Raw genomic sequence first — 13085 nt, 5'->3', positions numbered from 1 at the left:
TAGATATAAAATAAATATCTTAAGAGAGCTAAATAAAAACTTAAGATTTGCTTAATCTTTGATTTATGATATCTTACAAAATTCTCTATAGAATAAGCCATAAGATATCAGGAGGAGATTTTAAATGAGAGATTTAGTTTTAAAAACATATGGCATAACTAAAAAATACGGAAATCAGCTATCAAATGATGATATAAACATCACTGTTAGAAAAGGTGATATTTATGGATTAATAGGTAAAAATGGAGCAGGAAAAACAACTTTGATTAGAGTTATAACGGGTTTGGCTCATAAAACAAGTGGACATATTGAGCTATTTGGTAGAAGTGGAGAAAGGAAATTAAATGATTCTAGAACTATGATAGGAAGTTTAATCGAATCTCCTGCTTTTTATCCTAATATGACAGCAAGGGAAAATCTAGAGGTTTCAAGAATATTTAGGAATATAGCAGGCAAGGAGTGTGTTGATGAAGTTTTAGATTTAGTTGGATTAAGTGATGCAGGCAAGAAAAAAGTTAAAAATTTTTCTTTGGGTATGAAGCAAAGATTAGGGATAGCAAATGCTTTACTTGGAAATCCAAAACTACTTATATTAGATGAGCCTATAAATGGGTTAGATCCAATGGGAATAATTGAAATAAGAGAGCTTCTTAAAAAATTAAATAGAGAAAAAGATATGACCATAATAATATCAAGTCATATTTTGGGGGAGCTTTCAGAACTTGCAACTTGCTATGGGATTATGAGTGAAGGTAAGCTTATAGAAGAGATTTCAGAAGAAGTGCTTAATGAAAAATGTAGACAAAATGTAGAGATTAAGGTTGATGATAAAGATAGAGCTGTTGTTTTAATTGAGAAAGAAATGGGAATAAAAAATTATATAGTACTAGAAAACAATATTATAAAAATCTTTGATAACTTAGACCAAGTTGGATTAATAAATTCAACACTTTCAATAAATGGAGTTATAGTTGAAAGTATAGGTTTAAAGGGTGAAAGTTTAGAAGAATATTTTATGACACTAGTTGGAGGTGCTAAATAATGAATAGATTAATTAAAGCAGAAGTATTTAAACTAATGAAAAATAAGGCTTTTAAGGTATTATGCATGATTTGTGTTATATTCGCTTTTATGAGTATATTTTCAGTTTCAGATACAATGAATAATTTAATGAAAGAATCCATGTCTAATATTCCTGAGGAGGTACAGGTAATGGTTCAAACAAGCGAAGCCAATGGAGCAATTGTTACTCCAGGAAGAATAGGCTTTAATATGCCAAGGGGAAATAGCCCATTAGATATTTATTATGTATCCTTTGGAGTAGGTGTTATTGAAATTTTAATAGGAGTTTTAGTTGGTGGGTTCTTAGCCAAGGAATATTCGGAAGGAACTATGAAAAATATACTAGCTTATGGAAAAAGTAGAACAAAATTTTATTTATCAAAGTTTATAGCTATGATGGTAGGAGTTTCTATATTCACATTAATTATAACTTTAATATCTTTTATAGGAACGGGTTTTATTAATGGTTTCGAAGATATAGTGTTAGCTGATGTAGGTAAAATGGCGATGACATTCTTAGCTTCAATAATGGCAAGTTCAGCAGTAATAGCTTTAATTATGATAATAAGTTCCTTGGTAAAAGGAAATGGAGCAACCATAGGAATTACAGTGGTTTTATTTGTATTAATTCCAACAATAATAAGTATATTCTATGGAACTTATCCTACATTTGATTCCATATATGAAATGACTCCATACTATAATAATGCTTTAGCAACATCACAGAATGCAGAGACTAGCGATTTAATAAGATCTATAGGAATTTCTTTAGTAACAATGGGTATTTCTTTAGGAATAGGAACTAAGATATTTGATAAACAGGATATAAAATAAGATTTTTACTAAATTAAGGTGCTTCTTTTAGGAGTCACCTTATTAGTATTTTATGGGAGAGTAGTATGGGTATAAAGAGCGTATTGATTTTTCTTATTATATGTTTAGTATTTTACATAGTAAGGATTAAGTTGGAAATTAAAAATATATCAAGACAGATAAGGGAGTGGCGTGGGGAGAATATTAACATAAAAACTAATTATATAGATAATGAAATAGAGGAACTTGTAAAAGATATAAATGGTATTTATGATGAGAATCAAAAGGTTAGAGCAGAAAATAAAAGAATGGATGAGGAGCTTAGAAGAAGTATATCAAATATGTCACATGATTTAAGAACACCTCTAACCTCTATTAGTGGATATATACAACTTATAAAAAATGATAAAAGTAGTGAAGCGGAAAAAAGGAAGTATCTTGATATAGTAGATAAAAGAGCAAGAAGTTTACAAAGATTGATTACAAATTTCTATGATTTATCAAGGCTAAACAGTAATGATTATATATTTAACTTTAAGAATATCAATTTAAAGGATATTTTAGTTGAAAACATAGCTACATATTATGGTAGTTTTATAAGTAATGATATTGAACCTAGTATTGAAATTCAAGATAATACTTCAAATATAATTTCTGATGAGAATGCTGTCAATAGGGTATTTTCAAACCTTATTGGAAATATGATAAAACATGGAGGGAAATTTATAAGTATTAATTTAAAAGAAGAGGAGAATTTTATAGTAACTGAATTCATAAACTCTGTTGATCATAGTGAAGAGATACAGGTTCATAAGATATTTGATAGATTTTATATAGGAGATAAATCAAGAACAAAAAACAATACAGGCTTAGGATTAGCTATAACAAAGACATTTGTTGAAAAACTTGGACATAATATAAGAGCTAAGTTGGATAATGATAAATTATATATTGAAATTATTTGGAAAAAAGTTTAACTTTTATAATAATTAAAAATCAGCATATCTACAGACTAAAATTAGATGAAATTTAATATGAAGAAGCGAAACTATAAGGTAGCCCAATGGTGGACTACCTTATAGTTTTGCTGAAAATTAACAAGTTACTCTATATAATTTTTATATTATTCGTTAAAGTGAATTATATAAACGAGAAAATAATGAGATAAGAATTTAAAATCACTTTATTAATTATTTACTAAATCATTTGCTAAGGATTGATTAAAGTAATGAGGAGTAAATTCTATAATTTTATAATCTTGTATCCCATGAACTTTTAATGGTTCAATAGATAAGTAGTCATCTATCTTTTCAATAGAATCTGCTATCATAACAAATAGTCCACCACTCATATTTGACTTAAGAGCAGACATTAATATTAATCCGTTATCCATTGCTTTTTGAGAATAAGCCATATGTTCTTTCATAATATCATCATTAATTAAATCTGGATTTTTTAATATCCCTTCAACCATAAAATATTTCATTTTTCTTCTCCTTCAACTATGTATTATAACTAAAGTTTTTAAATATATTTGATCTTATCTTTAGTTTAAATACTATCTTGTTTAATTTTATTATATCATATTTTAAAATTATAACTAAGATAACAAAATATATAAATGCTACAATATTTGGCTCTAATACTGCATCATAGAATGTTAAATTATTTGGTGATATGTTGGGATATATAGGACACTCTTAATATATTAAGCATGATTTATTTAATAGTAGGTATTTAACTATTTTGTTGTTACAGAATTAAAAGAGAATAAAATATTGTTAGTATAATTCTAAAATACAAATAATGTTTTAGTTTTAAATAAATTTCCTAAGTAGAATAGTATTTATAAATAAATTCAGTTATTAATATGACATAAGAGCTTGTTGATAAGGAATAATATTTAATATATAATGGAAATATGAGGGAAATTTTAAAGGGGAGTATGTGGACTAGTCTTACCCTTTATATCATTTGGTTTGACAATAACAATTTATCCATATACAACTTTCGGTTTTATAGAGTTAGCTAGAATAAGGAAGAGCATAAACATTGCGAGGATATTTGGACAGAAAAAGAGTAGATTTCTACTCTTTTAAATTTAAAGTGTACACTTGTCTATTTTTATTTCTATACCATCATTATGCACTGTATCAGTTATCGAAAAAATTTAACTTGGCCATTATTAGATATTGTACCTTTATCAATTAATCAATTACCACCATTTTTAATAGCATCATAATCTTTTATTATAAAATAATGATCAATATCATTTGGATTAAAACCTTGTAGCCCAACTAATATACCGTTATCAAGCTTATTATTATCATTACATAAGAAACTTTATACTATATATCTACACTCATATATCGAAATTGAAAAAAGGATATACAATAAAAGTAAAAATAATAATTATATTCTATAAAAAATAGTTATACTATTATACTCAGAAGATGAAAATCTTATTTTTTATATATTTAAGGTTCTATTATGACAAAAAGAATTTATATAAATAGATCCTTTTTATCAGACTTTAAAGTATTTGCCTATTACTAAAGCAAGACCATAATATATGCTGTATCAGTTAATTCTTTAGTATAAATCTTTACATAATTAGCATTTTCCATAGCAATTCCACAAGAAACAGTAGATATTAATGTCCTATGTATATTAAAAATATTGATTTTTAAATAAACTCAATCATTTTTTATTAATAAAAAGTATTTATAATGACTCATTAAATATCAAATTGACAAATATATTAATTATGTATCCAATAAATACAATTAATAATAAGATAAATTAACCTATAACTTAAATCAGTTAATTTTAAAATTGTTAAGTAAAAAAGATGTGTACTTTAGATCTTTAAAAATTGATTTAGAGATCTTAAATAAAATGCGTAATATAGAAAAAATATTTAATTTTGTACAAATATAAACAAAAGGAGGGGAAGAAAAGATAGTATCAATAAATTAATATAGTTATTTTAGAAAAGGTTTTCATAGGAGGGGGAAATGAAAAAAATAAATAAAAAAACAATAATATTTTTTATGTTAGTAGCATTAACAGTATCAAACATAAGTAGTACAACATTTATGGCATTTGCAGCAGATGATAGTGATATAGTCATTTATGCACATGATTATGGGGTTGATCCAACTGGAAAAAATGATAATGCAAAGGCGTTAGTTAAAGTGTTTGAAGCAGTAAAAGAATTAGGTAAGCAGGGAAAGAATGTTACTTTAAAATTTGACAATGGTATCTATCAGGTTCATAAAGAGAATTCTCAGATTCGTGAAATTCATACTTCAAATACTGATAGTGTAAGATTTCCTAATAAATCAATAGGAATATTAATTGAAGGACAAAAAAACTTAACTATTGATGGGGGAGGAGCAAAGTTTATTATTAATGGAGATATGATGGCTCTTGCAGTTTTACAGTCTGAAAATATAACGATTAAAAATATAAGCATAGACTATCAGATACCTACAACATCAGAAATGACAGTACTTGATTATGATATGGACAACAAGACTGTTGACTACTTTATTCCAGAATATTTAAATTATGAAATTCAAGGTGCAAATATTTTGTGGAAATCAGAACAAAAATCTAATGGTGAATATTACTGGCAAGAACGTAATGATCACAGAAATTATGGGATTTCAGTTAAATATCCTACAGAATTAATGGGACGTAGCTATTATTCACATCAGAATCCATTTACTAATGCTAAATCAATTGAAAAATTAGATAATTCAAGGGTTAGAATTAAATATAATTCAAATCCAGCATTTGATCTAGTAAAAGGAATGAATTTTCAATTAGTATCTAATGCAGAACGTCCTACAGCAGGTGCTTTTGTATGGGAAAGTAAAGATGTAAATATTATTAATACAAAAATATCATATATGCATGGATTTGGCTTTTTAGTACAGATGGCAGAAAACGTAACTTTTGATGGTATCCGTATGGAAACAGATATAGAAACTGGACGTAATACATCAAGTTTTGCAGACGGAATACATGTTTCAGGTGCAAAAGGTAAGATTGAAATAAAAAATTCATTCTTTAATAACACACATGATGACCCAATAAACATTCATGGTACATTTACACGAGTAGAAGAGATTATAGGTTCTCATAAGCTTAAACTTAAATATGTTCATGCACAACAAGGTGGATTTAAACAGTATTATAAAGGTGATAAAGTTGTATTCTATACACGTGATACACTAGAGTCTCGTGATAATGAAAAAGAATATACAGTTAAAAGTGTTGAAGGACCAACAAGTGATAATTTAAAAGAGATGATTGTAGAATTTGAAGAAGAAGTACCATCATTTTTAAATGAGCGTATTGGAAACGAGCCAAAATTTGTTGCTGAGAATAGCACATACACTCCAGAAATATTAATTAAAAATAATGAATTTAAAAATGTATTTACTCGTATGATTCTTGCAACATCACGTAAAAAGGTTGTAATTGAAGATAACTATTTTGAGTCACCATCAATGCCAACAATGTTTTTCTCAAATGATTCAGATGAATGGTATGAATCTGGACCTATTCGTGATTTAGAAATTAGAAATAATACATTTAATATTAGAACACTAGGACGTACATGGTGGAAATATGCACCAGGAATATATGTTCATCCAGTAACAAAAGGTGGAGGTCTGCCAGATGAATCAAATCCAATACACAAGAATATCTTAATTGAGGATAATACATTTTATTTAGAAAGTGATGGAGCAGTACGTGCTGAGAGTGTAGAAAATCTAACGTTTAGAAATAATAAAGTATTTAGATTAGATCCAGGTGTAGAGCTAAATATTGAAGGTAAGACAGAATTACAAGTTGGTAACCAAAGTAATTTAAAGCTAACTTATGATGGTAATGTAGTGGAAGGTCCTAAGACATTACCAGGTGGACCAGAAGGAAACTCAGGAAGTGTTGCAAACGTTTTAGAATTTAAAAATAGTAAGAATGTTGTATTAGAAAATAATTTTTATGATGATGGATTAAAACAAAATGTTTTATTAGAAGGAATGAGTACTGATAATCTTAAAATGACTGATAACCTAAAGGTTCTAACGAAACGTGAAAATACAAAACCTTCTGAGGCAGTAAGCGATATTCAGTACGCATCTACAAATCCAGAGGTTTTAAGTGTTGATAAAAATGGAAAGATGACAGCTCATAAAGAAGGTAGCGTTGAAGTGTTTGCATATTATATATGGAACGATACAATTATTGAATCGAATAAACAAGAAATAAAAGTTTCAAAAGCATCAGATATACCAGTAATAGATTTTGAATTTGAGTCAGATGTAATGAGTATAAATGATGAATCAGGTGTAAGCTTCAAAGTTAAGGGAGATATTAATGCTGATGAAATTGAATATGTAATTCATGATGAAGATATTATTCGATTTGATAATAATAAATTCTATGGGTTAAAATCAGGATTAGCAAGAATTACTGCAAAGTATGAAGGTGTAGAAAAGAACCTATTTATGGTTGTAAATAAAAATGATGATCAAAAAGTTTTAAACCCTATTATTAAAATTGAAGATAAAGATAATCATAGTGTAATTAGTGAAGATAGCATTAATATAACACGTCAAAGTGGAAATGATCTATGGGGAAATGATAATACACTAAGTAATCTCGTAACTATTAATTTAGATTCCGCTGATAAAAATAATTTCACAGGAATTGTAACTATTGATGGTCTACCAGAGAGAGCTAGTTCTAATTGGGATTCAGCATATTTCTTAATTATGAAGGAAAAGGCTGATGGCACAGTTGATCGTAATAATTATCTATCAATAGGGAAACGAGCTCATGCAGATGGAATTGGTACAGTTCATGAAGTAAATGCTAGAGGATCTGAATATTCAACTAATAATACAAGTGAAAATAGTGTCCGTAAAGCAACATTTGCAATAGAAAAACAAGGAACTTTAGTAAATTTATATTCAATAATAGATGGAGTTAAAAATAAAGTACAAACAGTTGACATTAAAAATTTTGGTGATAATTTAAAACTTGCTATTGCAGGATGGGGGAATGCTCAAGCAAATAAAGATTTAAAGATTACAGATATAAAAATAGGTAATGGTACAGTTGATGACGTGATGGGAATTAAATCTTTGCCAATTATGATTTTAGATCGATCAGAATTTACAATTTCAAATTTAAGTCATGAAGTTATTAATCATGAATCTATAAATATGACATTTGATTCAAATTACGAAGGTAAGAACTTTGTAATTGTTAATGGAAATGGTAATACACATCTTATAGAAGGAACTAAGGTTATGTTATCACAAGATGGTGATTATAAGATATATGTTGTTTCACAATTACCAAGTGGCAAATTTTCAAATATACTTGATACAACAATTTCTCATAAAGCACAAGAACTTGAAGGTGTATATATAAATGGAAAGAAAGTTGTTGATGGAGATACAATTACTATACCATCAATGATTACAAAGCTTCATGTTAAGGATTATGATAATAAAACTGAAGAAGTTGTTGATATTAAAAATAAAGATATACTAAATGGAAAGTTTGGTAGTATAAAGCTTAATAAAATTAAATCAAGTGCTACTGGAATTAAATCTATTAATACAAAAGGGTTTGGAAAAATTAATCTTGATGATAAAAATTCATTTATTAATACAGATAAAAAAGATAGCACTATAACATTTGAAGTTGAATTAACTGAAGGGACAAATAAGCTTATTGCAAAAAATCATGATCATGGAATTAAGTATGAAGTAAACCAAGTAGATAATAAAGCAACAGTTACTGCTCCAGTATATAATGGTGTAAATAGTATTGCTTTTGAAGCTATTGCTCATGATGGTATTACAAAGACAAAGCATACTGTACATGTAATGAGATATGCACCAATCGAAAAGGGTATTAAATCAATAGTTTTAAATAATAATAGTGTAGATCTTGAATCAGATAAAATTGATTTAGAAAATAAGACAAATAAAGTTGTAATTGATGCTAAAGCTAATGATAAGAATGCAAATGTATCAGTTATGAAGCGAAGTGGAGTTAAAGTAGAGACTTTAAAAGGAACAGATACAATTGAAGTTGAAAATGGTGATGAAATTGTTATAAGAATTATTCATGAAAATGGACGTTCACTTGAATTTAAAACATTTACGATTGAAAATGCAAAGGAGCAAATAGATATTAGAGATTTAACTGCATTAATTGAAAAGGCTGAGAATATAAATTTAGAAAATATTACAGACGAGACAAAAGAAGTATTTATATCAGTCCTTAAAGAGGTGCAAGAAGGCGTAGGAAATGGTATTAATTCAGAAGCAGAACGTGATTCAATGATTAAAAAACTTCAAGAAGCAATTAATCAACTTAAAGAAAAACCAACAAATCCTAATGATCCAGATGAGGATAAACCAACAGACCCAGATAAACCAGACGAGGATAAACCAACAGACCCAGATAAACCAGACGAGGATAAACCAACAGACCCAGATAAACCAGACGAAGATAAACCAACAGACCCAGATAAACCAAACGAGGATAAGCCAACAGATACGGATAAGCCAGATAATGAGAAGCCAGCAGATCCTGATAAGCAACAAAATCCAAGCAATAGTAATAAACCTAATGAAAATAAAGACGATTTCCCAGAAACAGGTATGAGTGGTACGTTAGTAAAGGTAGGTGCTTTGATTGCTTTAATTGGATTTGGATTAATTTTCTTGTATAGCAAGAAAAGGCAAGATTAATAAAAAGTAAATAGACTTTAAGGTATTAAATAAAAGTAGAAATACATAAAGGTATTTCTACTTTTTATTAATAAAGCTTTTAAAGTATAAACTTGTCTATTCCTACAGCTATACCATCATTATGAACTGTATCAGTTATTTCTTTGGCATAAATCTTTACATCATCATTAGCATTTCCCATAGCTATTCCACAACCAACAGTAGATAGCATTTCAATATCATTCATGCCATCACCAAAGGCATAGCTATTTTTAAGTGGAATATCTAAATATTCTAATGCTTTTAAGATTCCAGTTGCTTTAGTATTATGCTTTGAATATAGCTCAAAAGTTTTTAAATTTATATCGTATGTATTAGTATAATCTTTATTGGTATTTACTATAGATAAGCAGTAATCCATAGCTCTATCATCTGGACATAACATTTCTATCTTATAAACATCTATATCATTAATATCATAATTTCTAGTTAGATATTTTTCAGGTATATCTATACTAGTATATAATGAATAAAATTCTTTAAATTCATTCTTTATATATGAGTAGGTTTCACCTTGCAGAATATATTGAATGTGAAGTTCATCAAAGTTTTCAGCTAATTCTTTTACAAAATCCTTGTCCAAAGGTTCTTTATAAATCATTTTGTTATTAACAATTACTTGAGCACCATTTGTAAGAACAAATCCATCAAATCCAAAATTTAATAAGGACTCACTAAGAAATGCATATGGTCTACCAGTTGCTATAAATACATAGTTTCCATCTGATTGTAATTTTTTAATTGCTTTCTTTACCTTAGGAGTGATATCAGTTAACCCATTTACACAATCTATAAGAGTCCCATCGATATCAAAAAATATTGCTTTTTTCATAATCCCAACCTCTTTTCTATTTAATATTAAATTTCATAGCTAGTCCACATTTAATTGTTATCATTTATTACTGTTTATTATCATTTTAAAGTAAATAATTGTAAAAGTCAATTGAATTTATATTGGAGTTATATTATCATTAATATAATGATAATAAATAGGAATAGGTGGAGAATATTATGTTTATTGAAGAAAGACATAAATATATATTAGAAATGCTTGACCGTGATGGAAAAGTATTTGTTAAAGACTTAAGCAAGGAATTTAAAGTAAGTGAAAGCATGATAAGAAAGGATCTTCAAGTATTAGAGAAAGAAAACTTTCTTAAACGTACTTATGGAGGTGCTATTAAGAGAGAGCGTATTATAGTAAATGGGGAGAGCTTCTTAAAAAGAGTAGGAAAAAATACTGAACTTAAAGAGGTTATAGCAAGAAAAGCATCTGAGGAGGTCTATGATAAAGATACGATATTTTTAGATGCATCAAGTATTTCATATATCCTTGCGAAAATACTTATAAAGAGTGACAGAGAGATAACTTTAATTACTAATATGTTTGAAATATCATCTCTAATTCCATTAAATTCAAAGATAAATTTTATATTTATTGGAGGAGATTATAATGCACTTGTAGGTGGAAGTGTGGGCTCGTATGCTATTGATCAAATTAAACTTTATAGATGTAATAAAGCTTTTATAGGGTGTAGTGGTATAGATATTAAAGATGGAAGTGTTAGTGTATCAGAGTCAGAGGATGCAGGTACTAAAAGAGCGGTTATAAGCATATCAAGAAAGAGATATTTGATAGCACCAAATGAAAGATTTAATATGGATGGAGCATTTAATTTTTCTAATTTGAAAGATATTGATTGTATTATTACAGAGGAACTGCCAAGTGAGAATATTATTGAGGGACTTAAAGAGTATGATGTAAAGTTACTTTAAAAATTTTCTATTTAAAGCATATTACAAATAACACAATACGCAATAATATGTTAAAATATGGTAGCGTGTATATGGAAGAAATGTAATGTGATCTAATTATTTTATAATTCACATTTATAAATTTAAAGATAGGGAGCTGAATTAATGAAAGTATTCAGTATATATTTAAACTTGGTTTCTTTGATATAAATGATAAATAGAATATTTATGGGGGTTATGGGAGGTATATGGGGAAAAGTTTTTTTAGAATAAGTAAAAAGAAGGTATTTTATATAGCTAGCATTATAATAATTTTTATTGGATTATGTGTATTTAAATATAAAATGCCAGAGAATACAATAAAAAAATCCTTTGATTATACTAATAATAAAAATTTGGAAAAATTATTAGATTGCTATACAGATAGAAATAAGGATTCAGATTTCAGATTATATAATATAAAAAAGGTTTCTTTAAAGAAAGTAGAATTAATTAAAGATGAAGAAATGTATAATCAATATTTTTCAAGTGGCTTGGGAAGCATAAATAATATAAGTAGGAATAATATAAAGATTTTTAATGTGGATTATCATATAGAATATAATGATGAGAATATTGAGCCACAAGATAGTGGTGATGATAGTAAATATTATAATTTAATAAAAGAAAATGGGAGCTGGAAGATAGATAGTATAGGAAACCAATAGTATATTTTTCTAAATGGTATTAATCAAATAATAAATTTATTTTGATTAATATAAGTATAATAATGTTTAGTATTATTATAAACATTATTATTAGATTTAACTTGTACAAACTATTCTCTTATGCTAAAATATATCAAAATTGGTATTAAGGTGGGGAAATATGAATTACAAGTATTCGGTAGATGATAGACTATATAATAATGAAATAAACGATTTCCTAAAAAATAGCGTTGCTTTAAAAAAAATCAGAAAAAAACAAATGCTTTTGGGAGCAATTTTAGGAGCAATTTTAGCAATTGTTTTATTTATAAAAAGTTTTATTGAAAACAAATATGACAGGGATTTCATTTATATATTTTTAGAATATATTATAATATATATTGCTGCTATATCTGTTGTTTGGATATTTAGAAATATTTATATTAATTTTATAGAAAATAAAACTTTGCTTAAAGAGTATGATAAGGGATACGTTCATAATTTGGAAATTGAAAATAAAAAAATATATTATACTGTTGATGATAGAAAAATAGAATTAAGTAATAGTATTTTGCAAGAAGTATCGGATTTAGATAATATTTTTGGAATTGTGATTTCCTATAAAAAGAGTCCTAAAAATCCATATGCTATTATTATTATTCCTAAGAATATATTTGAGTCAAAAGAATCATTAAGTTCATTTAAAAATATTTTAGAAGATAAATTAAAGAAATAAAAAATGCTAGGATTATTCCTAGCATTTTTTATTTCTTTCAAAGTGATCTTCTCAAATAACTAATTTACATTGGATTAATAGTAAATTTTAAAATAGAAGGATATTAATATATAGCATTATTAGAAATTGTTAATTTTACCATATGAATTATTATGTTGATATAATAAGAAAAGATTACGTAATAAAATGTTATTTAAGTTTTTC

The 13085-nt window shown here is 26.9% G+C and carries 9 protein-coding genes; 7 read left to right on the top strand and 2 right to left on the bottom strand.

What is annotated here, in order from left to right:
- Window positions 1–124: 124 nt before the first annotated feature.
- From K5V21_RS07675 to K5V21_RS07665, 3 genes are all read left to right on the top strand, one after another.
- Window positions 125–1042 carry an ATP-binding cassette domain-containing protein gene (locus K5V21_RS07675; RefSeq protein ID WP_221860530.1) on the top strand — a complete coding sequence of 306 codons (918 nt, stop codon included), beginning with the start codon at window positions 125–127 and terminating at the stop codon, window positions 1040–1042.
- Window positions 1042–1896: an ABC transporter permease subunit gene (locus K5V21_RS07670; RefSeq protein WP_221860528.1), complete on the top strand. Its 855-nt coding sequence runs from the start codon at window positions 1042–1044 to the stop codon at window positions 1894–1896. Before K5V21_RS07675 ends, K5V21_RS07670 begins: the two co-directional genes overlap by 1 nt.
- Window positions 1897–1961: 65 nt before the next feature.
- Window positions 1962–2852: a sensor histidine kinase gene (locus K5V21_RS07665; RefSeq protein ID WP_221860526.1), complete on the top strand. Its 891-nt coding sequence runs from the start codon at window positions 1962–1964 to the stop codon at window positions 2850–2852.
- Window positions 2853–3061: 209 nt separating this feature from the next.
- On the opposite strand, the gene K5V21_RS07660 is transcribed toward K5V21_RS07665, so the two are convergent.
- Window positions 3062–3361, bottom strand: a complete 300-nt coding sequence (locus tag K5V21_RS07660) for a YciI family protein (protein WP_221860525.1) — start codon at window positions 3359–3361, stop codon at window positions 3062–3064.
- Between the two features lie 1531 nt (window positions 3362–4892).
- Here K5V21_RS07660 and K5V21_RS07655 point away from each other — a divergent pair.
- On the top strand, window positions 4893–9665 hold the full coding sequence (locus K5V21_RS07655) for an alpha-1,3-galactosidase-related protein (protein WP_221860523.1): 4773 nt from the start codon (window positions 4893–4895) through the stop codon (window positions 9663–9665).
- A 79-nt stretch (window positions 9666–9744) separates the two neighbouring features.
- Here the strand turns inward: K5V21_RS07655 and K5V21_RS07650 are convergent, their stop codons facing one another.
- Entirely contained in the window at window positions 9745–10536 is a 792-nt protein-coding gene (locus K5V21_RS07650; RefSeq protein ID WP_221860521.1) for an HAD family hydrolase, read from the bottom strand.
- 179 nt (window positions 10537–10715) lie between these two features.
- Between K5V21_RS07650 and K5V21_RS07645 the strand changes: the two genes are divergently transcribed.
- The 3 genes from K5V21_RS07645 (at window position 10716) to K5V21_RS07635 (ending at window position 12881) form a co-directional block, all read left to right on the top strand.
- Window positions 10716–11480, top strand: coding sequence for a DeoR/GlpR family DNA-binding transcription regulator (locus K5V21_RS07645; RefSeq protein WP_221860519.1), 765 nt, complete (start codon window positions 10716–10718; stop codon window positions 11478–11480).
- Window positions 11481–11707: 227 nt separating this feature from the next.
- The gene (locus tag K5V21_RS07640) at window positions 11708–12166 is read left to right on the top strand and encodes a DUF4829 domain-containing protein (RefSeq protein WP_221860517.1); all 459 of its coding nucleotides are present in this window, start codon (window positions 11708–11710) and stop codon (window positions 12164–12166) included.
- 160 nt (window positions 12167–12326) lie between these two features.
- Window positions 12327–12881: a hypothetical protein gene (locus K5V21_RS07635; protein WP_221860515.1), complete on the top strand. Its 555-nt coding sequence runs from the start codon at window positions 12327–12329 to the stop codon at window positions 12879–12881.
- Window positions 12882–13085 lie beyond the last annotated feature (204 nt).

This window comes from Clostridium sardiniense (assembly GCF_019753795.1).
In the GTDB taxonomy this organism is placed as follows: Bacteria; Bacillota; Clostridia; order Clostridiales; family Clostridiaceae; genus Clostridium; species Clostridium sardiniense.
Note: the sequence above shows the minus strand (reverse complement) of the source record. Positions and strands in the feature narration are given on the sequence as shown.

Coding starts and splice junctions, on each gene's coding strand:
- K5V21_RS07640 (WP_221860517.1), top strand. CDS start 11,708: ATGGGGAAAAGTTTTTTTAGAATAAGTAAAAAGAAGGTATTTTATATA.
- K5V21_RS07675 (WP_221860530.1), top strand. CDS start 125: ATGAGAGATTTAGTTTTAAAAACATATGGCATAACTAAAAAATACGGA.
- K5V21_RS07660 (WP_221860525.1), bottom strand. CDS start 3,361: ATGAAATATTTTATGGTTGAAGGGATATTAAAAAATCCAGATTTAATT.
- K5V21_RS07665 (WP_221860526.1), top strand. CDS start 1,962: ATGGGTATAAAGAGCGTATTGATTTTTCTTATTATATGTTTAGTATTT.
- K5V21_RS07670 (WP_221860528.1), top strand. CDS start 1,042: ATGAATAGATTAATTAAAGCAGAAGTATTTAAACTAATGAAAAATAAG.
- K5V21_RS07650 (WP_221860521.1), bottom strand. CDS start 10,536: ATGAAAAAAGCAATATTTTTTGATATCGATGGGACTCTTATAGATTGT.
- K5V21_RS07645 (WP_221860519.1), top strand. CDS start 10,716: ATGTTTATTGAAGAAAGACATAAATATATATTAGAAATGCTTGACCGT.
- K5V21_RS07635 (WP_221860515.1), top strand. CDS start 12,327: ATGAATTACAAGTATTCGGTAGATGATAGACTATATAATAATGAAATA.
- K5V21_RS07655 (WP_221860523.1), top strand. CDS start 4,893: ATGAAAAAAATAAATAAAAAAACAATAATATTTTTTATGTTAGTAGCA.